Consider the following 24,936-nt stretch of genomic DNA (forward strand, 5'->3'; position numbering starts at 1 on the left):
CATTGGGTTAAATTGCTGTTCAATAGTTCAAGTTATTTAGCCTTAATGTACTTTTGGTTTTTCAGCCATTTTAGGTTTGGCGAAGTGGCTGTGTAAAAAGAGTGCGATGACTCTCAGGTATTCAGTAACTTCTTCACCTGCTTCAAGCAGTTCTTCGTTATTATCGTCTTCGTTGTAGCCAAGTTTAGTAATTTCATCAAGATCATCAATTGCTTCACCAACTTCATCAGTTTCTTGTTGTAAAGTAGGTTGAGCAAGCCCTAAGCCAAGTAAAAAGTGGCTTGTCCATTCAGCGATACTATCAGCAAGGGTAAATCCATTTTCATCTTGCGGTAGCCAAATAGAAAAAAGTGTATTGGCTTCGTCAAAATTTTCATTAAGTTGCTTATAAAATTCGTTCAGTTTTGTAAGGGGAATTTGTGAAAATGCATGCCCATCATTGGTAAATTGATACGTTAGAGTTTTCCACGATTCATCTTGTACGCCACCTGCGATTAAGCCACTTAAAAAGCCGTGAAATTCAGCAGGAGTATAATCAATATGCAACTCGTTAATGAGCTGTTTAAATTCGTTCGGTTGTAAAATAGCCATAGTTTGGATTTGTGATTTAGTTAAAGAGTGGCATAATAGCAAAAATTTTCGTTTTGGTGAGGATTTCCCCATAATGTCAAAGAATAATATTGAATTATCCCTTTTTGGACAAGTTTTGCGTCTTTATTGTCCTGTTGAGCAACAGGAATTTTTATTAGCATCAGCACAACGTTTGGAAGAGCGAGTGGCGGAATTGAAAGAACAATCTGGGATTATTCAGCTAGAAAAAGTTCTCTCTATTGTTGCATTAAATTTAAATTATGAATTGGAACAAGAACAGCGTAAAAATTTAGAGAACAAAAATGTATTGATGGCTTGTGTAAAACAGTTGGATAGTTCGTTGGAAAAATTTCAGTCAACGGATATTAAGAGTATGGTAATTGGTCAAGAACATAACGAATAGAATAATTTTTATTATTTTATGGCATCGACTACTAGGAAAACGATTTAAATTCCGTTAGTATGCGAATCACCTGAAGTGTTCGTTATAGGTTACGTCCCTGAGCCGATAATTTTAACTCCTTGAGTTGAACCCTTGATTGTTGGTGAGCAGGCTCGCTTGCGAGAAGCCTAAAAACGATTATGTTTGACTCCCTTGAACCATTTGGTTCAAGGACCACTACCGACAGCGGCACTTCGGGGCTTTATGCAGAATTCTTATTATTCTCAATCTCATCGAATACGCAATTTAATGCGTCTGAAACGTTTATCCCTTTCTGATACCCAACAGCAACAAGCAGCGCTACAAATTGTCCCACAAGCTCAACAACTTGTTACGCATTATCAAGCCAATAATATTGCTTTATATTTACCATTTAATGGTGAAATCTCACCGCTTGCTTTGCTAGAGCATTTGCGTTTGCAAGGTAAAAATATTTATTTGCCGGTATTGCATCCGTTTGCTTTCCGTCAGTTGCTTTTCTTAAAATTTGAAGAGCAGTCTAGGTTACAACGAAACCGTTTTGGTATTTTGCAACCGAGATTAGATATCAGAAATATTATTCCACCTAATGAGCTAGAGATGATTTTCGTGCCTCTTGTCGCTTGTGATAAGAAGGGAAATCGGCTTGGAGTGGGGGGCGGTTATTATGATAGAACGTTGGCTCAAATGCCAAATGTAACTCGTGTTGGGCTTGCACACCATTTTCAACAGGTAGAGAGCTTACCTGTGGAGTCTTGGGATATTCCTCTACATCATTTAATTCTTGGCGGAGATAAATAATGGCAATAAAAATTCCCCCACCTATATTGTTTTTGCTTTTTTCTGTAATTATTTTTATTTTTCCCAATATAACTCAACCGACTATATTCTATCGCTTTTTGGCGGTTATTTTTGCCATATTTGGCATAGCAGTTAGTTTTTTGGGGATAGTTGCTTTTCATCAAAAAAGGACAACGGTTGATCCCCTTGACCTGAATAAAACCACTGAACTTGTTATTCACGGTATTTATCGTTTTACTCGTAATCCAATGTATATAGGGCTTGCTTGTTTATTGATTACGTTGGCATTATGGTTGGGAAATGTATTAGCATTAGTGAATGTATGGTTTTTTGGCTGTATTTTAACCAAATTTCAAATTATCCCTGAAGAAAAAATACTAATGCAGAAATTTGGTAAGCGTTTTACGCATTATCAGCAACGTGTACCTCGTTGGTTGTGGCGATAAAGTTGCAAAATAAGCAAAAAAATTAGACAATCAAACCGCTTGTATCTCTATTATAGAAGGAAACCGATATGCAAACTGATTTAACCGATTATCAAGAAACTATTTTTAGTAAAATTATTCGTAAAGAAATTCCTGCAGAGCTTGTTTATCAAGATGATTTAGTCACAGCCTTTCGAGATATTTCCCCACAAGCACCCGTACACATTTTGATTATACCAAACAAATTTATTCCGACATTGAACCACGTTACTCACGAAGATGAACTCATTTTAGGACGACTATTTACGGTGGCAGCAAAAATTGCAGAGCAAGAGGGAATAGCTCAAGATGGCTATCGAGTCATTATGAATTGCAATAAAAATGGTGGACAAGAAGTCTTTCATATTCATTTACACTTAGTAGGCGGTGAGCCACTTGGAAAAATGTTGGCGAAATAAGATGAAAAAAAATTTTGCATTTATCGCACTTTTTAGTGCTTTTCTTACCGCTTGTTCAAATAATCCTACGAGTTATTTGCCTTCTGGTACGAAACCGATTGTGAATATGGAATTACCTTTAGCCGAGCAGGTGAACGTTACTGCTGAGCCTTTTTTACTCAGAGTAGCAAATTTAACCGCACAGCCTTTAAATGTTCAATACAAATTATTTTGGTATGATGAACAAGGTGTAACCCAAACGTTAGATCCTAGTGAGCGCACCCCTTGGCATAATTTTTGGGTAGAGCCTCGTTCTAAAACAGAAATGAATTTAGCAAAACCTACGCCAGAAAGTGCGAATTATCGAGTTTATTTAAGAAATAGCCGTTAGTTGATGGATTAAAGGATAGATTAATAAAAGGCATTAGTTATCAATAATTGCTATTTTGTAAGGATTGTAAATTTTGTTGATTTTATAAATGATAATTATTATCATTTAATCACTTCAAAAATAATAGGTAATCACTCCAACTCTTGCGCCGCATTCCCCCACAAAATGCGGCGCTTTTTTATTTTGAAAAGTGAGATAATAATTCTGCTAGAAATCAAAAGAATGATTAGAGTTATCTTTTTTGTTATCTACTTCTTCATATTTATACAAGTTAAATTCCCGAGAGAATTGAATTGGGTCTTCGATAAAATCTTGAATACTTTCATTTTCATAAAGAGATATACATAACGCAAGTGTTCTAGCTTGACAATTAAATGATTTTTTAGGGTTAAATTCAATATCACTAATTGCATCAAATTTCATTTCAAAGAAGTCTTCTCTTAAATTTAAATTTCTATTAGAAAATAAAACATTTATATAGAGCCAATCATAAAATAAACTTTTTGGTTCTAGAGGATATTTTTTATTATTAAATTTAAATTCTATTAAATCCCCACTTTCTTTGAGTCGTTGATCTTTTTTTGCCTCTCTTGGTGTAACGGTTAATAAATCACGATAAGGACCACCATTTTCAAATACTTTACTACTTTGGAATAGATTTTCAACGGGATATCCTTTAATATTTTTAAGAAAAAAAGCACTTAATTGAATACCGATAGATTGTTCAGATTTACTTGATGCTTCTAATATTTTTTTATATCCAACTAGGCTAGCATTATTATGTAAACTGATTATTGAGCGTTTACGAACTTCTGTACTCATTCCCATATACCAATCAAATGTTATTTCTTGTTCAATAACGCCAGGGGTCTCTCTATTAGGAATAAATATCGGGCGAGTTGCAATTCCCATATTTTTTGTTGTCATAAATTTTCCTATACTTATAATAGAATTATAATTATAGTAGCTATAGCGATAAGAATGAAAATATCTGAACAGCCACTATTTGTTTCTAATAGTTGTTCTAATTTATGTTGTTGTTCTAATTTACGTTGTTGTTCTAATTTACGTTGTTGTTCTAATTTACGTTGTTGTTCTAATTTACGTTGTTCTTCAAGTTTTTTTTGTGTAATAAAATTATAAATTTCTTGATAAGTTAGAGGAATATTATCTTCAATAATATGATCAATATAAATAGGCTCAATATTTTCTAAACATTGTACTTCTGCTTGATCTGATGTTGTTTCACATTCTTCTAAATATTCATATCTATAAATAGATTGTGGTCCATGTCCTGATTTTTGATAGGTGATAGGGTTAGCGAATAAATTTTCTAAAGAGCTAGCCCCTATAAGCTGTTCTAAATCAGTATTACGATAACTTTTTGTTGCAGCATTATGGGGATAAAAGATACATTTTTTTCGGTATAAGATTGCTGGATTGATAATAAGCAAACATAAATCAAAGCCGAGTTCTTGTTTCTTATTAAACATCCATTTATTGGGTTTACTAATAGAGAGACAGATGGCATCACAATAGCGATCAAATCTACTATCATCTGTTATGATATCATTAGAATTTAAATGATTTCTTAATTTTAATCCTGCTTTCTTGATATTTTCTAAATTTTGTCTTGGAGTAAAGTGGCATAACCATTCTATATTTCTATGTTTAATAATTGAGTATATATTATTTTGCTCTTCTCCAATAGGAAGATATGTAGTTAACTGATTAATTTCTTTTAGCATTAACATATATTTGGATATGAAATTTGATATGATGCCCTTAATTATGCTGTTTTTATAGATTATGTTACAATCAACAACTTATAAACTTAGCATTCCTAAAAAATCACTAAACCTATCTAAAAAGTATTGTTTATGAAAACAAATGAAAAAATCCGTCAATTAAGAGAAAGTCGTCAATGGACACAAGAAGATATGGCACATAAATTAAGTATGTCTACTCAAGGATATGCCAAAATTGAACGTGGGGATACTCGTTCTAATTTGGGTAGGTTAGAACAGATTTCGGAAGTTTTTGGAATAGATATGATTGAGTTATTGTCTTATGGCGAAGATGCTCAGATAAACTTTAATAACTCGGCTAATAATAGCACTTTTACTAACTCTTGTTTTTCAATTGCAGGTGGTGATTTAGCGTTAGAAATACAGCGTTTGCAACTTATTCTTTCTCATAAAGATGAGTTAATTGAGAATTTAAAACGAGAAAATAGCTTGCTTATTGAAATGAACGAAATGTTGAAAAACAAGTAATGCCTGATTGTTCGCATTCTTTATTAGTTCCGTTATAATAATTCATATATTAAGCTCATTAAAACTAAGGAAAATCAATGACTCAATCTCTTGAAATGACCCTTGCGGAACTAAAGCGTGGGGTAGAAGATGTTTACTCTGAAGCGGATTTAATTGAAAAACTAAAAGAAAACCGTCCGTTGCGGATCAAACTTGGGGCAGATCCAACCGCACCAGATATCCATTTGGGGCATACCGTTGTATTAAATAAATTACGCCAATTCCAGCAATTAGGTCACGAGGTAATTTTCTTAATTGGTGACTTTACGGGTATGGTGGGCGATCCTTCTGGGAAAAATAGTACACGTCCGCCTCTTACTCGTGAAGATGTTTTGCGTAATGCGGAAACCTATAAACAGCAAATTTTTAAAATTCTTGACCCACAGAAAACTCGTATTGTATTTAACTCTGAGTGGTTATCTCAATTAGGTACAGAGGGTATGATTCGCCTTGCATCTAATTATACAGTAGCGAGAATGTTAGAACGTGATGATTTCAAAAAACGTTTTGGTAATAATCAACCGATTGCGATCCACGAATTTATTTATCCGCTACTACAAGGGCAAGATTCAGTTGCTTTACAGGCAGATGTTGAGCTTGGTGGAACAGACCAAACTTTTAATCTATTGATTGGGCGTGAATTGCAGAAATCAGCAGGGCAGAAGCCACAAGTGGCGATGACGTTACCATTATTAGTCGGCTTAGATGGTGAGAAAAAAATGTCTAAATCCCTAGGTAACTATATTGGGGTAACGGAAGCGCCGAGCGAAATGTTTGGTAAGGTGATGTCTATTTCTGATGAACTAATGTGGGATTGGTATAATTTGCTTTCCTTCCGACCGCTTGAAGAAATTGCACAACTTAAAGCAGATGTAGAAAATGGTAAAAATCCTCGAGATGTGAAAATTTTATTAGCGAAAGAAATTATTGCTCGTTTTCATTCTGATGATGCAGCAAATGCCGCAGAACAAGAATTCATCAACCGTTTCCAAAAAGGTGCAATACCTGATGAGATGCCCGAATTTACCTTTGAGAGTGGTATGGGACTTGCTAATTTATTAAAAGAAGCAGGGTTAGTTTCATCTACTTCAGAAGCTATTCGTTCTGTTAATCAGGGCGGAGTGAAAATTGATGGTGAAAAAGTATCAGATTCAAAATTAGTTATTCAAACAGGTACGGCTGTATATCAAGTTGGTAAGCGTAAGTTTGCACGTATTACAGTGAAGTAAAATAAGTGGGTAATATAAGGGGGAAATTATATAATTTCCTCCTTTTTTATTAGATCTTTCATTGTATTACCTTTGGAATTTGGCTTGCAAGCGGTGAGATTCTCAAAAACTTTGTAAAGTTAAAGCGAATGGAAAATAAATCTAAAAGAAAAGTAGCACAAAATATGTGCTACTTTATTTTTTTAATTAGTATCTAATTTTAAATTAGAAGATCGCTATTTTCTTGTTTGATGTGCATTAATTGCTTTATTCATCATCTCTTTAAGGCGTGTATTGGAGTTAGTAGAGAACGCAATTTGACGAGAATGTTCTGATGGTACTCTAAGATTTTTTACACTACCTTTAATTGTTGGCTGACGTGTTTTATGGATAAACTCAGCTTTTTGATTAGTCGCTTGTTTATTAACATGTACTTTTGCTTTGATACCTGCTTTTACGCCTGCGATTGTGCCATTATCCCAATCTTTTTTAGCACTTTCTTGCCATTTATCTTTTTGATACGGGGCAAATTTACCACTACCATTTGCAGATAAACTCACATTTGTTTCGCTGATTTTATTTGATAGTGTTTGTAAATTTACATTGCCATATACTGTGCCTGAAGTAGATTCACTAGTGAGTTGGCTACCCACTACATTGGTATCATTGCCTACATTTAAGTGAGTGTTTTGGCTATTGATTGATGTACCTGTATGTGTTTCATTGCGAATAACATTTACATTAAGACCTGCTGATCCTGAATTTGGTTTCCACTGTTTATCGTCTATTTTGCCACTGAGTGAGAGATTGATACCGACATTGGTTTTACTGGTATGATCGTTCGTTGCTGTTAGATCTAAATTACCTTTACCCGTGTCAAGATTTAGATTCGTACTTTCTACGTTAGTGCCTTGTAGTTTTGTTCCCTGCTTAGAGGTAATGCTTAGATTCTGGGCAATTACATTACTTGTAGTATGTGAATTACTATTTTCATGTTCTGCTTGCACGCCAAGATTTAATTTTAAGCTAGATAATTCACTGCCAATTCCAACGCCAGCAGAAACGTTACCATTTGCTTCTTTAACGCTACTATGTCCTGCTTCAATATTTACCTTATTACCTGCAATATTCGCATTTTGTTCAGCATGAATATTTGTGCCTTGTAAGGTTGTCGTCCCTTCGCTAGTAATAGCGATGTTTTTTCCTTTAATCGTTGAGGTTACCGCATTTTCTGATTGTCCGCTATTGCCATTTGCTGAAACGTCAAAGTCTAAAGATGGTATGGCAGCATTAGCTTGTGGAACAACTAAAGCTCCAGCACCAACATTTGCTTTAAAGCCACCGCCAGAGTGAGTTTTATTATTTGTTGCTTGATTAAAGTTGGCTTCTTCTGTTGCATTTACATCAACGTTACCACCTGCTTGTAGATCAGCTTGGCTATTAAATTTTTGTGTGTCTATTGCAATATTATTTCCCGCATTGAAATTTGCTTTTTGTGCGGTTGATGAAGAGGATTTATCTTGCTGATATTTACCCCCTATATTTGCCTTAACATCAAAAGTTTGCATATCTTTTGTGCTAACATCAACGCCAACATGTGCTCCAGCAGAGGTACTTTGATTATTTTTTTGATCATATACTGCATTGGCATTATGATTTTGTGAAGTTGCATTAATATTGTTACCAGCTTGGTATTGGGTTGCGTTATCGTTTAAATTTTTACCTTTTACTGCAATATCATTGCCTGCTTGAATGGTTGTAGTTTGGTGATTAACAGTTTGGCTGGTTTGTTTATTGCCTTCAGCAGAAATTTCTGTACTACCACTAAGCATTTTTTCTTTATCGACAGAGACTTTTAGTGTCGCACCAGTATCAATACTTTGTGTTTTAGTATGAGTTGAGTTTTGAGCTGTTGTATGATCAATATTTTCTGCATTTTCATTTACATTATTTCCTGCGATAAGCTGTGAACCTTTATGCGTAATGGTATTTGCATGAATATTGAGATTGTTCTTTGCTTTCAATGTGCTACTTTGGGCTGTTTGTGTATCTGTTTGTTGGTTTTTATGTTGAATACCAACATTAACTGATCCTGTTAATGAGTTTTCTGTTAGCTGAACTTTACCTGTGATACCAGCGGTCGCTTCTTTCTCATTTTTTGTTAAATGATCTAAAGCAGCCTCAGTATTTACATTATTTGCTTTAATAGTTAAATCACCGTCTGTCGCATTTACATTACTGCCTGTAACGTTTAGGTTATCAGTAGCGATCTCTACGGATTTCCCTTCAATCGTTGTTGAGGTATGTGTAGTGGCGTGGCTCTCTTGTTTTTTGTCGTAAATACCTAGCGTTGCACTACCTTCTACATTAAATTTTAGATTATTTTTGAGTAAATTTGTGGCAGAGTCAGCCGTTAAATTCTGATCTTTAATACCATTTACTACGCCATCAATAATTGGTTTTTCATCAAGAGTAATTGTTGGTTTTTCCACTTTAGCCGATAAATTAAAACCCGATTGATGCTCCGTTTTGTGGATATAATTTTCAGCAGCAGAGAGATTAGTATCTCCTTTAATGCCTAAAGAAAGGACACCTAATGCGCTAATTTGGCTACCGATTACGTTTAAATCTTTCTCACTTATTAACGCTAAATTGGTTTTAGATTTGATCTCTGAACCTTGGGAAGTTGATATATGTGAAAAGCTATTTTTGCGTTCTTTGGTAATATCGAAAATAGTACCTGTGCGTTGATTAGAATGTTCCGTTAATTGGTTCATTGCGCTATCGATGTCAATATTATGTTTATTGGCATTGATATAGCCTTCACTGGCTAATAAACGACTACCTTTAATTTGTGCACCTTGTGAATCAATATAGGTAAAGCCTTTAATTGTAAAATCTGAACCATATTGCACATTTTCAGTACGTCCTTTCCCCAATGTTTTAGAGCCAGCAATCCCTCCCCAGAATTTTTGTTGATCATCTAACTTATAGGTATTTTGTACGGCCTGAGTAGTGAATGTGGTTTTACCTGTATTCTTGATTAACAGTTTACCATCGATATTTCCTTTCACTGCGGCTAGTGTAATATCTCCTTGCCCTGCAAGAATGAGTTTATCTTTAATATTTAATTCAGACTGAATTAATTCTGATGTTTCCGCATTTTGATAGCTATGTCCGGTTTTTAAACGTGCAGTTTCCAGTTTGAAATCAGCGATTGAATTTGAAACACGAGTTTGTGAAATACCTTTTAAATCAATACCATTTTTTCCATAAATCAAACCGCTTGCTGTATTGATTTTAACTGCATCCCCACTTATTTTTCCCTCGTTTGCGATTAAACGTAAGTTATCAACATTGAGTGTTGTGCGGTGAATAGTTTGTTGTTTATCATCATCAACTTCGTGTCTGAGCCATTGTCCCTTTGTCTGGTCTTTGCCAATGCGTAGGTAATCTTCGGTTCTTTGTGTGCCGAATTTAATCTCACCCGCAGCAAGCTCACCTACTTTGGCATCAATATCTGCACCAGTTAAGGTTAATTTATTTTTTACCTGGAATGTTAATTTATCTGATTGAATCTTAGATTTTTTATAAGTTCCATTATTTGTTGTTCGGCTTGCAACAACTTTTGCCCCTGTCTTATTATCAAACCAAACATCATCTCTACGGTTATACTGCTCAGTGATAGTACCATCAACTTTGGCATTACCTGCACTGATTACCATATCTTTACTTGCTAAGGTTGCACCTTGCATATGGAGCGTGGCGAAATCATCTGTGGAATGAATACGAATCCGTCCAGCTTGAATACTGCCTGCAATTTTTCCATCTAGGATACTTTGTCCAGACTTTTGAACTGTTAATACACCTTGTGAATCACGATGGATAGTATTGTTACCCATTACGACGTTGATTTTCCCACCGGAAAGGTCACCTGAAATATTGATGGTTGGTGCAATAAAGTCTAATTGCTCAGACTCTGATTGCGTAATCTTGCCTGAGGTAGATAGTTGTTTATCACCAGAAACTTGGTAGCCCGTTAGCTTTCCTTCTGTAACGATTGGTTTTCCTACTACTAATGAGGCTCTTGGTGTATTGATAAATCCACAGCCATCACAGCTAATACCATTTGGGTTGGCTAATACATAATCCGCTTGTTGTCCGAAAATTTCTTGTTTCCCTGCTAATGTAGAACGACTACGACGTTTAACCACTTCATTTAAAATGACGGTTGCTGCTTTATTCTCTAATTGACTATTTTTATTTAATTTTCCTGCAAGTACAGATTTCCCATCTACTAGGGCATTATTGAGTACCGCACCTTTTGTATCTACATTGTATTTATTGTATTTATTATGTGATAAGCCTGATTCTGAGGGTTTTGCAATATTAATAACTTCAACACCTGCAATGCGTTGAATTTGTGTATGGCTATCAGCAGATTGGATATCCGCAAATGCAGAAGGAATGGTGCAACCGTAAAAAAGAGCTAGTGCAGCAGCAATTTTACCTGAAGTAGATAGTGTGAATTTTGTTGTCATAGAGTGTCCTTTTATTTTTATCAATAGGGATAAAAATAGGCAATTATTTTTGTAAACACTTCCCAATAATATCAATGGAAACGATAACAAAAGTAATAGCCTATTTGATTAAGGTAGTATGTCTCCGTATTCTAAAGGAGCTAGAGACACTGTGAATGGAATTTACATAAAAGTAGGGATTAGTTAGTAAAAATGTGATCTAGATCACAAAATTTTTATGGTTATTTAAGATTTTAATAAATAATTCTCATTAAAAATACCAGCTAAGACCTGCATAAAGTGTGTTTTCTTTTCGGGTAGGTAAATCTACTCTGAATAAACGCCCTTTTGCCCATTCTAGTTGGGCGGAGAGTTTGCTATATTGTAACTTAATCCCTGTGCCATAGCTTAACGCTCGTTGGCTATTAGCGTGTGGAGAATTTTCTTTTTGAATCCCCATATCTAAAAGTAGATAAGGCTCAAATTGCCATTGTTGGTAATTTTTTATCCACGAAAAGGTATTTTGTAGCACAGCATTTTTTTCTGCAGAGAGTGATAAATCATTAAACCCTCGAACGGCATAACGTCCGAGCAAATCATTTTGTTTAATTCCAGCAAGATAGTTATGGCTGTATTGAGCATTCAAGCGGTGAGTTTGTTTAAAAATTTGCGATTGCCACGCTGTATATTTATCAAATTGAAGACTAGCATTCCATTTATTAAACTGCCCTTCAGGTTGATCTCGCCCCTTGTTTGCCCAGCTATTCCACCATTTTAAACCTCGTTCATAACTGAGATCGAACATTAAAGACGCATTTTCAAAGAGCTGTAAGTGGTTTAGGTTAGTTTGAACGGTAGTAAGTGTCGGGCTTTGTAAGTTCAGCAGGCTATTATCAAATAAACTCTTACTATGGATACGCTCTAATTGTACGCCTGCGGTGGTGATATGATTTTGCCCACGGTGTAATAAGTAATCAAATTTTAACCCCGCTTGCCAAGTTCTTCCTTTCTGTTCCACATTATTGTGGGGTAATTTCACCTGTGTTTGGAATTGAGAGAAAGAGAGAAAACTATTCACACTTAATTTGCCATAGGGCAAGCTATGGAATAACGTCAGGGATCGGCTAAATTGTGAGCGTGAAGAAAGTGTATGGCTGCCAGAAAGGTAGAGGCTATCAGATAAGCCTAAAGGGCTATCGATATTCAGTGCAAACTTGGTTTGCCAGCGGTGGTAAATTTTGCTGGCGGTATTGTCGAGTTTAATTGCCCCCGTTACTCGTTTAGGATCTTTATTCACAAAAGCAAGCTCAATATCACCATTTTTAGCGGGCAAAACATCAACACTTACGGAGCTTCCTGCCATTTTATTTGCTTGATCTAGACCTTGATCTAACACTTCGACTTTTAATGGCTTCCCGATTATATTAGGGAACAACATATCCAAATTTAATAACGGGCTGTCGGTGGTTAATTTAGTTACTTTACCTTCTATCACACGCAGGGTTAAAGCTCCAGATTGGTCATCTTCAAAATGGAATGGATTATGAATATAGCCTTGTTTTAAATAGGCAGCAGTAATGGCTTTACTTAGCTGATTTAAACGGTTTTCATTTAAACATTCGCCTTTTTGGGGGGCAAAAGGGGTAGGATCAATTAAATGAAAACCGACTAATTTTAATTCCGTATAAGGTAAGCAAGCAGTGGAAAAATCTGCCGTCGATGCCGTAGAATTTGTAGATTGAAACTGGTGTTGCTTAACCCATTGTTGCTGGCGAGATTGCTGAATTTGATTGAGCTGATCTCGGCTTTGTTGTTGAAATTGTTGCAAAGAATTTTCTGCTGTTTGAACAGCACTTTCAGCCATCAGTGGCGCGAGTGCGAGGGTACTTAAAGTGTAGGGCAATAGTTTTCTCATAGTATTATTTCAATAGATCCTCATTTTTAGCGTGGTTCCATTTGCCTCGTTTTTTATCCATATATTGGAAATATTCGTTAGTAAATGTGCCTTGAGCACAGGTAATTTTATCTCGACGGCTATTTACTAGTTTACCTTCTAAGGCAATATTTAGGGTGGTTGGACCCGTTAAGCTAAATACGCCCCCATTAATACGGCGTTGCTCAATATTATCAATGATAATTTCTAAAGTATCTTTTAAAAATGGATTACCTTTTTCACTGGCAAGGAAAAAATTGGTGTATTTATCACGGCGGGTAATGACAACTTCGCTATCATTTTCACCAATAATAGCAGACAGCGCCCAAACAAGATGGCCATCAATATCCATATAAATTCCACCTTCTTTATAGAGGGTGAAAATTCGCCAAAAATCGGCTTGAGCTGCGCCATCGGTGAGTTTACTGTATGCTTCAAAGGTTCGTTCATCAGCATTTGCTCTAATATATTCTTCTCGGGCTTCGGTGCTGACATAGCGGTAATCATAGCTTAATGATAATAATCGATTAAATAAATAGTTGCAGTAGACGGGAAGGGTAACTCGGTTACTATAATTTGTTTGCCAAATAGTTTTATTGATACGAGTAGGGCGGTTTGAGTGTAATTTAGCAGGGCTAAATTCAGGAATAGTAAAACGTTTTTTAGGGAAAATGGCGTGAAAGCCGTAGCTTGAAATTTTTACGAGATTACCGAGTAAACGGCTTAAACCATTGGAAAGCTTAATAAGCAGTTCATTTTTTACCATTTGCTAATTGCCTTGTATGATGAAATTTTTGCTTACTTTAGCATTTTATTCTTCATAAAAAAATGCAAGCGGTTAGATTTTGCAAATTTTTGCATTATCTAACCGCTTGTGTGTTTGTATAAGGCTAGGCGATAGTGAGTTGTCCTGCGTAGAGAATGAAATAACGTAAACAGATAACACCAGTTAAACCTGCAGTCGCCAGGAAAAGGATAAAGGCTTTTTGGTGTTTTAGTTTTTCATTGGCAAGTAAATTGGTAACAAGTGGTAAGAGAATACCAATGCCAACGACGCCTACCCAGAAGATTGTTCCCCAGAAACCGCTGAGAGCATTTATTACTGATACTGTTTTTTGTCCGCCGCCTAAGTAGAGATTGGTAAAGAATGCAATTAAAAGCAGAATTTCGGCTGTTACCGTAGGCTTTTCCAATTTGTGTAGGAAATGGATTTCTTTAGAATGGGGAGAAAGTTTTCCAACAACAAGTAGGGCAATTAACAGCGCTGCGATTCCTGATGATGTACCCGATGCTAAAAATAGCGCAGGTAGCCAAAGCGTATTTAACATTGGGTAGCTGATTAAATCAGACAGCAAAAATCCCGTATAAACCCCAAGTAAGATTGCTAATATAAACAGTAATATCTCAATCAGGGAGATAAATTTTGCTGCGAAATTAATCAGGCTATTTACAAATTTAAACGCTGGAATAAAACGATGAATGAGTGTTGCAATGAGTTCTTTAAAGGTAATGGCTATCCATAAAAATATAACGCTCATATACAGTTGGAACATCATTACACCCATCGACATTATCGAATGGAACTGGTAGTTAAACATTAAGTACCAAAATGTCCAAGGCTTAGTTAAGTGAAAAATTAGCAAAGTTAGGCCGATCATAACAGAACTTGGAGCTATTACTGCAGCACTGCGAATAAGCCAATTTTTACTTGGATCAGCTAATTTATGAGTATGTTTGTAGATAAGGGCCAATAACGTTGCACCCGAGGCTACACCTAGCAGGAAGAGGTAAATAGCAATCGTCGAATCCCAAACTAAATTGGGAGTATGAAAAGCGACATAGTTATTCATCGTTTGTCCTCCCCAGACTTAAATGGAATGTGGTAAAGATTTGGATCTGTACCGAGTGCTACTTTCGTGCGGTAAGTTTCATTCTTACGAATTTTTTGTGAAACTAGGCTATTTGGATCGTTTAAGTCGCCGAAAGTCAGTGCTTGTGTTGGGCAGATTTCTACGCAAGCGGGCTGTTTACCTGCGGCTAAATTGGTATCACGGCAGAAATTACATTTATCAGCTGATTTTTTTACAGGGTGAATAAACCGTACTCGATAAGGACAAACGGCGATACAGTATTGACAGCCGATACACAGATCGGAATGGACATCAACAATCCCTGTTGATTTATCAATAAATGATGCCCCAGTTGGGCAAACTTGTACGCAAGGTGCATTGGAACAATGCTGACAGGATTGGCGGAAAAATTCATATTTAACATTTGGGAATTCTCCGTCAGGTTCACTGCGTAAGATCTCTAAACGAGAAACTCCTTCCGGTACATTATTTGTCTCACGGCAGGCTTCCATACAGGCAGTGCAACCTATACACGCATTTTCATCATGTACCATTGCATAACGGATTGTTTTTGGTTTATTTTCAGTTGCAAGGCTTATTGAGCTTGTGGCAAGTCCTACTGTGCCTGCCACAACTGCTAAGGCGCCTGCACCTGATACAAAATCTCGGCGGGAGCAACTCATTTTTTATCCTTAGCTTGTTCTAATTGATTTACTTTACTGCGGTGCATTTCGCCGTGGCAATCTACACATAATTTAACTCGTTGTTTAGGTGCAATCGCTTTCATTGGCTCTTGCTCTGGGTGAAGTTTATGGCAATTTACGCAGGCCAGTTTATTTGCATGTGTATCGTGAGCCCAGAATGTTTCACGCAGTTTATCTGGTTCGTGGCAGGCAAAGCAAACTTGGTTTTGTTCCGTTACTGAACGTTCAAGGGCTTTATTTTTTGCTTTATCACGGGCATTGAAACGCATTACATCTTTTACCCCTTTACGATGATTTTCTGAAATATTTCCGTGACAACTCACACAGGTTAAAGGCTTACCATTGTTTGGGCTGAGAGTATCGGAGTGAAAGTGTTTTCCTGCATGTTCAAATTGAGAAAAACGCCCATGACAGTTTACACAGTAAGTATTGGGGTCACGGCGAGCATCTTTAACAATAGTTGCATCATCAGCTGTTTGTTCCCACATTGATTTTGGTTGTGGGGGCATTTCTGCCATTGAAGTTGATGAAATTGCAAAAAATCCTACTAAAGCGACCGCTTGTAGTAGGGCGATTCGCCCTACTTTTGAGATGATATTTTTCATAGAAACCTCAACTTATGGTGTTTGTGCGTCAGCTGGGAGTAAACCTTTTTTCTTCGCTTCTTTTTCCCATTGAGGTACGACTGTGCGTAGAAACTCTTCTTTTTCACGAACTATTTTTGCGTAATCAACACCTATGACAGCTTGTGCTTTTTCTTTAGTAGAGATATCTGGAATTTCAATTGCTTTGGTTACGCCGTGAGCGGCGAGTACACGAGCAATTTTTGTACGAGCTTCAGCTGCTTTATCTAAGCCTGTGCTGATGACGTGTAAAATCACATCTGGGGCGTGCATATAACCGCCGTGGCTTGCTGCAGAGTAATCCCAACGCCATTGAGCGTGGCGGATATCTTCTAATGCCTCTTTCATTTCAGTTTCTGTTGCACCGGCATCCCAAGCTGCTTTGGCCTCAAAGTGTGCTTTTACAAGTTGATCTTCTAAGCGAACCATTACGTCTTTGATCTCTTTTTTATGTGATTTTACTCGAGCTTGTAAACTTTCTTTACTTTGTTCGTGGCAAGTTTTGCAAGTTGAATCAAAGGCATCAAATGGGTTACCAATTTTATGATCGGTATAAATTTTACCATCTTTTGCTTCTACTTTAGGCATATGGCAGTCAATACAAGTGACGCCATTTTTGCCGTGCGTACCCATTGACCAAATTTCAAAATCTGGGTGCTGCGCTTTTAGCATAGGCGCTTTGGACAAAGAGTGTGTCCAATCTTTAAATTCAATTTCATCGTAGTATTTTTCAATACTATCTACATCAACACCTTTATCCCAAGGGAAGGTTACTGCTTTTGTTTTTCCAGCAAAGTAGTATTCAACGTGGCAGTTAGCACAAATAGCGACACGTTTGCCGTGTTTATCGAGTTGATCGAATTTCCAGCCAATGCTTTCTAAAGCTCGTAAAACGTGGGGGCGAGCGACTCGTAATGCGGGTTTACCTTCTTTGAAGTCTTGAGAAGTAGTGTCGTGGCAGTCAGCACAACCGATTTGATTGACAATTTCAGAACCATATTTTGCCCATTTTGCATCGAAGTAACCATCTTCACCTTTTTCTGCGATAAGTCTTGGTATGTCAGGTCCTTTACACGTCCAGCAAGCCATTGGTTGAGGCCCTGAGTTTTCATCTTTTGGCGCACCAGTACGTAAAATACTGCGTACATCAGTGATTGCGTAGTAATGTCCACGTGGTTTGTTATAAGCATGGGAGAAACTATAACCGCCCCAAAGTACGACCAAACGGGGATCTTCATTTAGTGCATCAATGACTTCAGTGGATTCTTTTGTTGCTGCCCAAGAATCATATTGTAGCGGGTATTTTTCCGCAAATTTTTGATTAACTGATTCAATCACAAGATTTGGATTTGGACCTTCATATTTATCTGGCACAAGCGCCCAAGCAGAAGATAAACATCCCAGAAATGTTGCAGTTACAACGGTAAGATTATTTTTGAAATTTTTGCTAACGTATCTCACGAGAGCCTCCCACACAGTGAATTAAGAATGATAATTTTTCTTATTAAAACAATAAGATATATTGATTGGTCATTTATGAGAGTAATCAAAAATCAATAGATTGACTAGGAGATCGTTACGATATTTTTTGAACTATATCAAATATTCGCTAAATAAATTTTGTAGAGATAACGAGCAATTATATTTGTTAAATTTTTGTTGGTGAAAGGTTGAAATAAGGAGATAAAAATGGAAGATAATATTTTTATATTCTATGAATTTTTTAACCAAATTCATAAAAAATTGTAAAGAAAGCTCATCTTGTTGTATAAAGTTGGTTGGATAGTTGGGCAACCTATATTAGAATAAACACTTTTCTATTCGTGGGGTTTCCCCATTCACTTTAACCACAGAGAACTTAAAATGAACTCAAATCGTAGTTTACTGATTATGGGGTTACTGCTTGTCTCATTTTTGATTTTTACGCAATGGCAGCAGGATTTTGACCCTGCCATTCAAGCGCAAAAACAAGAGCAGGTACAGCAAGTAGCTAAACAGTCGGGCGATGTTCCCGCTTCATCAAATACAAGTTCGCCGATTACCGAACATTCAGCTAAAGGTAAAACTATTACTATCGAAAGTGATGTATTACGTTTAACCGTAGATACGTTAGGTGGTGATGTTGTTGATTCAGATTTATTAAAATTCAATGCCGAACTCCATTCCAATACCCCACTTGAATTGCTACAAGATAGCGGTAAAGTTTTATATATTGCTCAAAGTGGTTTAGTGGGGAAAGATGGTATTGATACTAATGCAGGTAGACCCCAATATCAAACGACTGCTGATCAATTTACCCTTAATGAAGGACAAGATGAACTGAATGTTCCACTTGTTTTTGAGAAAGATGGTGTAATTTATACTAAAACCTTTACACTTAAACGTGGTAGTTATGATGTTGCGGTTAATTACACTATTAAAAATGAGACAGCAGAAAGCCTAGAAGTACAGCCTTATGGACAGCTTAAACATAGCTTAGTAGAAAGTTCAGGCAACTTTGCAATGCCAACTTATACGGGCGGTGCGTACTCATCTTCAGAGGTAAACTATAAAAAGTATAGCTTTGATGATATGGCGAAAAATAATCTTTCTATTGATACTAAAGCTGGTTGGGCTGCGATTTTACAACATTATTTTGTTTCAGCGTGGATTCCTGATCAAGACGCAATGAATACGTTATATAGCCGTACTGCAAACGGTGTGGGAACAATGGGCTATCGTGGTCCACTTACACAAGTTGCACCAAATAGTGAAGTAACTATTAAAAGTAATTTATGGACAGGTCCTAAAGATCAAAATGCGATGGTGCAAGCGGCTAATAATTTTGAATTAACTGTAGATTATGGTTGGGCATGGTTTATCGCAAAACCGCTTTTCTGGTTACTAACACATATTCAAAAATTAGTGGTGAACTGGGGACTAGCAATTATCTGTGTAACTATTGTGGTAAAAACTATTCTTTATCCATTAACTAAAGCACAATATACTTCAATGGCAAAAATGCGTATGTTACAGCCACGTATTCAAGAAATGCGTGAGCGTTTTGGTGATGATCGCCAGCGTATGAGCCAAGAGATGATGAAGCTGTATAAAGAAGAGAAAGTGAACCCGATGGGTGGTTGCTTACCAATCGTATTGCAAATGCCAATTTTCATTGCTCTTTACTGGACATTTATGGAAGCGGTTGAACTTCGACACGCTCCATTCTTTGGTTGGATTCACGATTTATCAGCACAAGATCCGTATTATATCCTGCCATTGTTAATGGGGGGGTCAATGTTCTTATTGCAGAAGATGTCACCAACACCAGTTGCTGATCCAATGCAACAGAAAGTAATGACTTTTATGCCTGTGTTATTTACGGCATTTTTCCTTTGGTTTCCATCAGGCTTAGTGCTTTATTGGTTAACCTCTAACCTGATTACAATTACCCAGCAGTGGTTAATTTATCGTAACCTGGAGAAGAAAGGATTACATACTCGTGTAAAAAAATAAATTTTACTATGAACCTGCGTATAAACGCAGGTTTTTTCTTTTAACAAGCGGTGGGATTATCCAATTTTTTACTTATGTCAAATATCCAACAATGTCCTTGCCAATCTTCATTAGCTTATCAAGATTGTTGCCAGCCTTTTCATCTTAATGTAAAGCTCCCGGTAACGGCAGAACAGTTAATGCGTTCTCGTTATTCAGCATATACTCAAACAAATATCGATTATTTGGTAAAAACGACAGTGCCAAGCCAGCAGTCATTATTAGATCAGCAAATGATGAAACAATGGAGCGAAACAACGCAGTGGGCTGGATTAGAAGTGATTGAACATTTACCAAATTTTTCTAAAAATCACAGTGTTGTAGAATTTAATGCGTTGTTTAAAACAGTAGAAGGAATACAAATTCATCATGAATTATCACTGTTTGTAAAGATAGCAGAGTGTTGGTATTTTGTTGATCCGACAGTTCCATTACCCACTAAGAAGCAACCTTGTATTTGTGGTTCAGGGAAAAAATTTAAGCAATGTTGTGGAGTTTTATAATTGGAATGTGTTAAAAAGTAAAAATGGCACGATGTGTGCCATTTTTTATCTAACCGAATTATTTATTTTTTAATAAATCACGAATTTCAGTTAATAATTTTTCTTCTGTTGTTGGTTCAGGTGCTTTTTCTGGCTCAGGCTCTGGAGCTTTTTTCAGGTTATTAATCAGTTTTACCATTGCAAAAACAGCGATAGCAATAATGATAAAATCAAATACGTTTTGTAAGAATGCACCGTATTTTAAAGTAACCGCTTCTGCGCCATCTTGTGCCTCTTTTAATACTACGGCTAAATCTTTGAAATCTACGCCGCCGATAAGTAAGCCAATAGGTGGCATTACAATATCGCTTACTAAAGATGAAACGATTTTACCAAATGCACCACCGATAATAACACCGATAGCTAAATCAACAACATTGCCTTTCACAGCAAATTCACGAAATTCTTTTAATAAACTCACAGAATGTTCCTTTTTAAATCTAAGTAAAATTGAGACCTAATAGTATTAGGCAGACGGCAGAATTATAAGTGATAATTGTTAAATTTATACTATATTTAACTAAATTTACTCATTATCCTTACTAAGTTGTTTGGCGAACTGTGAAACTTGCTGCCAATCTGTATATTCATATTCGTAGCGAGTATCGGTGTCTCCTCCAGTTATTTTCATAATAAAGCGAATCATTACACGATCAAACCAGCGGTAACGTGGATAGCGTAGCGCCCCTGCGAAAACTTTAACTAGATTAGGTTGCCAATCAATACGAGCAAGTAATTTTCGTGTATAGGTATTACTTTCTGGGGTATTACGATTTGCTTTGCGAGCGGTAAGATTAACACTAAAAAATGCAGATTGTTTTTGATTGAGTAATGTTGCGTGTTGTTTAATAAATTGATCTAGTAATGGGTCAAAATGCCCATAACGAATAGATGCCCCTAGTACAACTTGATCAAATTGCATAAGTTGTTCGGCTGAAATCTTAGGTTGTTCTTTTAATGAAAGTACGGTAACTTCGCCGTGCATTTCTTGTGCAATTCGTTCTGCAATTTTGCGAGTTTGCCCATCTCTAGTAAGGTATAAAATAACGGTCTTCATCGAAAATTCCTATTCTTTTCTTATGATAGTGATTTTATCTTAACCTCTAACAGAGGCAAACTGCAAATTAGTTAAAATAAATTGGAGATATAACGAGATAATGTAATTGCACTCATAATTGCCATTGTAATAACAACAATGCTACCAATTACGGTAAGCCAAATAGGGTGTTTGTAATCACCAACAATTTTGGTTTTATATGCAGCAAGCAGGATTAACCCTAATGAAATAGGTAAAATTAAACCATTTAATGTTCCAACAAAGACTAAAACTTGGGCTGGTTTACCAATGAGTGTTAAAACTAAGGTTGAAATAACAATGAAAGCGATAATCCAGATATTTTTATGCTTTTCAATTTTTGGTGAAAAGGTAGTAATAAAAGAAACAGATGTGTAAGCTGCACCGATTACAGATGTAATAGAGGCTGCCCAAATTACAATACCAAAAATGATAAGCCCTATATTTCCAGCAACATAAGAAAATGGGGTAGAGGCAGGATTTTTTGGATCAAGGGCAATGCCTTGGCTAACGACGCCTAATACGGCTAAAAATAAAACAATTCGCATTACAGAAGCGATTAGAATTGCGGAAGTTGAACTTTTGCTAACTTCTTTTAGGGATTGCTTTCCTTTAATTCCTGCATCAAGTAAGCGGTGAGCACCTGCAAAAGTAATGTAACCGCCAACTGTGCCACCTACCAATGTTACTATTGCAATAATATCTAATTTTTCTGGTACAAACGTATGAATTGCAACATCTGCTAATGGTGGATTGGATTGCACAGCAACATAAACAGTGAGGGCAATCATTATAAATCCCATAATTTGAGCGAACCGATCCATTATTTTACTGGCTTCTTTAAACAGAAAAACAGCAACAGCAATTGCACCGCTAATTAAAGCACCTGTTTCAGGAGAAAGCCCTGTAAGAATATTCAAGCCTAAGCCTGCACCACCTACATTTCCAATATTAAAGGCAAGCCCACCCATTACAATTAAAATAGCGAGAAAGTAGCCTGCACCAGGTAATACATCATTGGCAATATCTTGTGCTTTTTTCTCGGAGACGGCAATGATCCGCCAGATATTTAACTGCGCACCAATGTCGAGCAAAATAGAGAGTAAAATAACAAACCCAAAACTGGCAAATAATGTTTGGGTAAAAGTTGCCGTTTGAGTTAAAAAACCTGGACCAATGGCAGAAGTTGCCATTAGAAATGCAGCACCGAGTAGTGCGTTACGATTATTTGACATAAGATAATCCTTCTTATTGAGGAGAGTTGGCACAGATAGTTATATGTTTGGCTGAGAGTGCTTCCTGAATTTTCTCTGCAAATTCAATAGCGTGAGCACCGTCTCCGTGTAAACAAATACTGTCGGCTTGGATTGGTACATAGATACCATCAACAGATGTTACAGTTTTTTGTTCTATCATTTGTAAGACTTGGGCAATAGCTTCTTCATCATTTTCAACTAATGCATCAGGACGGCTACGAGGAACTAGCGAACCGTCTGATAAATAATGACGATCTGCAAATACTTCAGCAATAACGTCTAGTCCAACTTCTTTGGCAACATTTAGCATTAAGCTACCAGATAATCCCATCAATTTTAAAGTCGGATCGAATTGGTGAATGGTTTCAGCAATGAGATGAGCTAACTTAGGATCTTTTGCCGCTTGATTATAGAGTGCTCCGTGAGGTTTTACGTAGCTTATTGGTAGGTTTTCTGCATCACAAAGGGCTTTAATCGCACCAAGTTGATACAGTAAGCAAGCTTTTAATTCATCATCAGGCAGTTGCATATTGGTTCGACCGAAATTTTCTCGATCTGGGAAACTTGGGTGAGCGCCAATTCGTACTTTATTTTCTTTTGCCCACAAAATTGCCTTACGCATTTCATTGAAATCCCCTGCGTGTAAGCCACAAGCGATATTAGCAGAGGTAACCAATTGTAGTAAGCGATGATCATTGCCACAGCCTTCGGCAAGATCGACATTTAAATCAACGTATTTCATTCACTATTCTCCGAATGTTATCAAGATAATTTGCATTTTTTTGTTGGTATTCGACCGCTTGTTGGTGCGAGACTTGTTCAAAATAGAGTGTGCTACCAATAGGGTTTTGAGCAAGTCTGCCTAAATCGGCATTGATCACGCAGGCAATTTTGGGATAGCCTCCCGTTGTTTGTGCATCAGCCATTAAAATAATAGGCTGACCATCAGGAGGAACTTGTACTGTTCCTATCGGTGCGGCATAAGAAAGCATCTCAAGCGGTGTGTTTAGCTCTAATATTTGCTCTCCTGCAAAGCGGTAGCCCATTCTGTTACTATTGCGTTGTAATACCCAACCTTGTTGCCAAAAGCATTGTTGGCTTTCTTCAGAAAATGCGTGGTATTCAGATGATGCCGTAGCATAAATACGATTAGTAAATGCAATGGGTTCAATGCCTAGTGGGCTAAGATAAGTGTCTCGTTTACCTGTGGTTAAATTATCTCCGGCTTTGAGTAATCTTCCTTCAAATCCGCCAAAGCCAGCTTTGAGATCAGTGCTACAAGAATTGAGGATTGATGGAACAATAAATCCGCCTGCTACACATAAATAGCCATAATTTCCCATTGTGCTACGTTTGATTGTAAGTGTTTGACGGGCTTTAGCTGTATAACGCCAGTAGCTGTAAACAGGCGTACCGTCTAGATCTGCATCAAATAATGCACCGGTTAAACAAAAGGGGGTATCGCAGTCAAAGGTAAGCGTTAAACCACCAAGTGTTATTTCAATAGCCGGTGCATTTTCATCATTATTGAGTAATAAATTACCTGCTTGGAGAGCAAGTGTGTCCATTGCCCCAGTATGCCCAATACCGAAACGACGTAATCCGAAGCGTCCTAAATCTTGAATATGCGCAAAAGCACTGGTATTTACAATATAAATCATAGTTTTACACTCTCTACAATAAATCTAACGGTATCGCCAGTTTGTAATAATACTGGGGGAGTTTTTGTAATATCAAACAATGGAAGATCAGTTTTGCCTAAGAGTTGCCAGCCACCCGGGGAAGTAAATGGATAAATTCCTGTTTGGCTTCCCCCAATGCCTACTGAACCTGCTGGAACACGAGTACGGGGTACTTTGTGGCGTGGGGTATGTAAGTTTTCGGGTAGCCCGCCTAAATAAGGGAAGCCGGGTTGAAAACCGATCATAAAAACGGTGTAAACCGCATTAGTATGGCGTTGAATAATTTCTTCTGGTGTTGTTTGATGATATGCAGCAACGTTGGCAAGATCCTCACCATATTCACCGCCATAATGAACAGGGATTTCAACGATTTTACCTTGACGAGAATTTTGTTGTTGTGAAAGAGTTTGCCACGTTTCTTGAAGTTGTTGTTTAAGTAAGTCGGTATCGGCTTGCATATTGTGAAATACCGTAAAATTATTCATTCCAACAACGATTTCTACAACGTTGGGTAGCTGTTGGATAAGCTCTGCCATTTGCCAAATTTGTTGTTGTTTGACAAGCTCGGCAGGCGGTTTAAGTACACAAATAATTGATTGCTCACTGGTATGATAAATATTCATATAAA

At 36.9% G+C, this 24,936-nt stretch carries 25 protein-coding genes and 1 other RNA gene; 10 read left to right on the forward strand and 16 right to left on the reverse strand.

Features of this window, described 5'->3' with window-relative positions:
* Window positions 1-42 precede the first annotated feature (42 nt).
* The gene (locus tag A6B43_RS04950) at window positions 43-591 is read right to left on the reverse strand and encodes a UPF0149 family protein (RefSeq protein WP_124211420.1); all 549 of its coding nucleotides are present in this window, start codon (window positions 589-591) and stop codon (window positions 43-45) included.
* Between the two features lie 73 nt (window positions 592-664).
* Here A6B43_RS04950 and A6B43_RS04955 point away from each other — a divergent pair, with 73 nt between their 5' ends.
* The 6 genes from A6B43_RS04955 to A6B43_RS04980 all read left to right on the forward strand — a co-directional run bounded on the left by A6B43_RS04955 (window position 665) and on the right by A6B43_RS04980 (window position 3,066).
* The gene (locus A6B43_RS04955; protein WP_124211421.1) at window positions 665-994 is read left to right on the forward strand and encodes a cell division protein ZapA; all 330 of its coding nucleotides are present in this window, start codon (window positions 665-667) and stop codon (window positions 992-994) included.
* A 64-nt stretch (window positions 995-1,058) separates the two neighbouring features.
* Window positions 1,059-1,238: non-coding RNA, 6S RNA (gene ssrS, locus A6B43_RS04960), on the forward strand.
* Window positions 1,238-1,813: a 5-formyltetrahydrofolate cyclo-ligase gene (locus tag A6B43_RS04965; protein ID WP_170152437.1), complete on the forward strand. Its 576-nt coding sequence runs from the start codon at window positions 1,238-1,240 to the stop codon at window positions 1,811-1,813. The genes ssrS and A6B43_RS04965 overlap by 1 nt, the downstream gene beginning before the upstream one ends.
* The gene (locus tag A6B43_RS04970) at window positions 1,813-2,259 is read left to right on the forward strand and encodes a methyltransferase family protein (RefSeq protein WP_124211422.1); all 447 of its coding nucleotides are present in this window, start codon (window positions 1,813-1,815) and stop codon (window positions 2,257-2,259) included. The genes A6B43_RS04965 and A6B43_RS04970 overlap by 1 nt, the downstream gene beginning before the upstream one ends.
* A gap of 68 nt (window positions 2,260-2,327) precedes the next feature.
* Window positions 2,328-2,696, forward strand: coding sequence for an HIT domain-containing protein (locus A6B43_RS04975; RefSeq protein ID WP_124211423.1), 369 nt, complete (start codon window positions 2,328-2,330; stop codon window positions 2,694-2,696).
* 1 nt (window position 2,697) lies between these two features.
* Window positions 2,698-3,066, forward strand: coding sequence for a YcfL family putative periplasmic lipoprotein (locus tag A6B43_RS04980; RefSeq protein WP_124211424.1), 369 nt, complete (start codon window positions 2,698-2,700; stop codon window positions 3,064-3,066).
* Between the two features lie 207 nt (window positions 3,067-3,273).
* Here A6B43_RS04980 and A6B43_RS04985 read toward each other — a convergent pair whose 3' ends face one another.
* Together A6B43_RS04985 and A6B43_RS04990 are read right to left on the reverse strand one after the other, a co-directional pair.
* Complete coding sequence (locus tag A6B43_RS04985; RefSeq protein ID WP_124211425.1) at window positions 3,274-3,993, reverse strand: DarT1-associated NADAR antitoxin family protein; 720 nt, start codon at window positions 3,991-3,993, stop codon at window positions 3,274-3,276.
* A gap of 14 nt (window positions 3,994-4,007) precedes the next feature.
* Window positions 4,008-4,814, reverse strand: coding sequence for a DarT ssDNA thymidine ADP-ribosyltransferase family protein (locus A6B43_RS04990; RefSeq protein WP_170152438.1), 807 nt, complete (start codon window positions 4,812-4,814; stop codon window positions 4,008-4,010).
* Window positions 4,815-4,946: 132 nt separating this feature from the next.
* Here A6B43_RS04990 and A6B43_RS04995 point away from each other — a divergent pair, with 132 nt between their 5' ends.
* Entirely contained in the window at window positions 4,947-5,342 is a 396-nt protein-coding gene (locus tag A6B43_RS04995; RefSeq protein WP_124211427.1) for a helix-turn-helix domain-containing protein, read from the forward strand.
* Between the two features lie 77 nt (window positions 5,343-5,419).
* Window positions 5,420-6,610 carry a tyrosine--tRNA ligase gene (tyrS, locus tag A6B43_RS05000; protein ID WP_124211428.1) on the forward strand — a complete coding sequence of 397 codons (1,191 nt, stop codon included), beginning with the start codon at window positions 5,420-5,422 and terminating at the stop codon, window positions 6,608-6,610.
* A 215-nt stretch (window positions 6,611-6,825) separates the two neighbouring features.
* Here the strand turns inward: tyrS and A6B43_RS05005 are convergent, their stop codons facing one another.
* From A6B43_RS05005 to nrfA, 7 genes are all read right to left on the reverse strand, one after another.
* Window positions 6,826-11,130, reverse strand: coding sequence for a hemagglutinin repeat-containing protein (locus A6B43_RS05005; RefSeq protein ID WP_124211429.1), 4,305 nt, complete (start codon window positions 11,128-11,130; stop codon window positions 6,826-6,828).
* Between the two features lie 250 nt (window positions 11,131-11,380).
* Window positions 11,381-13,024 (reverse strand): ShlB/FhaC/HecB family hemolysin secretion/activation protein, encoded by a 1,644-nt coding sequence (locus A6B43_RS05010; protein ID WP_237306853.1) that lies wholly within the window; start codon window positions 13,022-13,024, stop codon window positions 11,381-11,383.
* Between the two features lie 4 nt (window positions 13,025-13,028).
* Window positions 13,029-13,808: a glycosyltransferase family 32 protein gene (locus A6B43_RS05015; protein WP_124211430.1), complete on the reverse strand. Its 780-nt coding sequence runs from the start codon at window positions 13,806-13,808 to the stop codon at window positions 13,029-13,031.
* A 124-nt stretch (window positions 13,809-13,932) separates the two neighbouring features.
* Window positions 13,933-14,892, reverse strand: a complete 960-nt coding sequence (gene nrfD, locus A6B43_RS05020; RefSeq protein ID WP_124211431.1) for a cytochrome c nitrite reductase subunit NrfD — start codon at window positions 14,890-14,892, stop codon at window positions 13,933-13,935.
* On the reverse strand, window positions 14,889-15,575 hold the full coding sequence (nrfC, locus tag A6B43_RS05025; protein ID WP_124211432.1) for a cytochrome c nitrite reductase Fe-S protein: 687 nt from the start codon (window positions 15,573-15,575) through the stop codon (window positions 14,889-14,891). Before nrfC ends, nrfD begins: the two co-directional genes overlap by 4 nt.
* On the reverse strand, window positions 15,572-16,201 hold the full coding sequence (nrfB, locus tag A6B43_RS05030; protein ID WP_124211433.1) for a cytochrome c nitrite reductase pentaheme subunit: 630 nt from the start codon (window positions 16,199-16,201) through the stop codon (window positions 15,572-15,574). Before nrfB ends, nrfC begins: the two co-directional genes overlap by 4 nt.
* Window positions 16,202-16,213: 12 nt before the next feature.
* Entirely contained in the window at window positions 16,214-17,680 is a 1,467-nt protein-coding gene (nrfA, locus tag A6B43_RS05035; protein WP_124211434.1) for an ammonia-forming nitrite reductase cytochrome c552 subunit, read from the reverse strand.
* A gap of 402 nt (window positions 17,681-18,082) precedes the next feature.
* Here nrfA and yidC point away from each other — a divergent pair, with 402 nt between their 5' ends.
* Together yidC and A6B43_RS05045 are read left to right on the forward strand one after the other, a co-directional pair.
* On the forward strand, window positions 18,083-19,714 hold the full coding sequence (gene yidC, locus A6B43_RS05040) for a membrane protein insertase YidC (protein WP_124211435.1): 1,632 nt from the start codon (window positions 18,083-18,085) through the stop codon (window positions 19,712-19,714).
* A gap of 74 nt (window positions 19,715-19,788) precedes the next feature.
* Entirely contained in the window at window positions 19,789-20,256 is a 468-nt protein-coding gene (locus A6B43_RS05045; protein ID WP_124211436.1) for a YchJ family protein, read from the forward strand.
* 58 nt (window positions 20,257-20,314) lie between these two features.
* Here A6B43_RS05045 and mscL read toward each other — a convergent pair whose 3' ends face one another.
* From mscL to pxpB, 6 genes are all read right to left on the reverse strand, one after another.
* Window positions 20,315-20,716 (reverse strand): large-conductance mechanosensitive channel protein MscL, encoded by a 402-nt coding sequence (gene mscL / locus A6B43_RS05050; RefSeq protein WP_124211437.1) that lies wholly within the window; start codon window positions 20,714-20,716, stop codon window positions 20,315-20,317.
* A 105-nt stretch (window positions 20,717-20,821) separates the two neighbouring features.
* On the reverse strand, window positions 20,822-21,352 hold the full coding sequence (hemG, locus tag A6B43_RS05055) for a menaquinone-dependent protoporphyrinogen IX dehydrogenase (RefSeq protein WP_124211438.1): 531 nt from the start codon (window positions 21,350-21,352) through the stop codon (window positions 20,822-20,824).
* A 71-nt stretch (window positions 21,353-21,423) separates the two neighbouring features.
* Window positions 21,424-22,605 carry an NRAMP family divalent metal transporter gene (locus A6B43_RS05060; protein WP_124211439.1) on the reverse strand — a complete coding sequence of 394 codons (1,182 nt, stop codon included), beginning with the start codon at window positions 22,603-22,605 and terminating at the stop codon, window positions 21,424-21,426.
* A gap of 13 nt (window positions 22,606-22,618) precedes the next feature.
* Window positions 22,619-23,368 (reverse strand): 5-oxoprolinase subunit PxpA, encoded by a 750-nt coding sequence (gene pxpA / locus A6B43_RS05065; protein ID WP_124211440.1) that lies wholly within the window; start codon window positions 23,366-23,368, stop codon window positions 22,619-22,621.
* Window positions 23,355-24,287, reverse strand: a complete 933-nt coding sequence (locus A6B43_RS05070) for a 5-oxoprolinase subunit C family protein (RefSeq protein ID WP_124211441.1) — start codon at window positions 24,285-24,287, stop codon at window positions 23,355-23,357. Before A6B43_RS05070 ends, pxpA begins: the two co-directional genes overlap by 14 nt.
* Window positions 24,284-24,931: a 5-oxoprolinase subunit PxpB gene (gene pxpB / locus A6B43_RS05075; RefSeq protein ID WP_124211442.1), complete on the reverse strand. Its 648-nt coding sequence runs from the start codon at window positions 24,929-24,931 to the stop codon at window positions 24,284-24,286. Before pxpB ends, A6B43_RS05070 begins: the two co-directional genes overlap by 4 nt.
* Between the last annotated feature and the right edge of the window lie 5 nt (window positions 24,932-24,936).

The sequence above is a fragment of the Vespertiliibacter pulmonis genome, assembly GCF_013377275.1.
GTDB lineage: Bacteria > Pseudomonadota > Gammaproteobacteria > Enterobacterales > Pasteurellaceae > Vespertiliibacter > Vespertiliibacter pulmonis.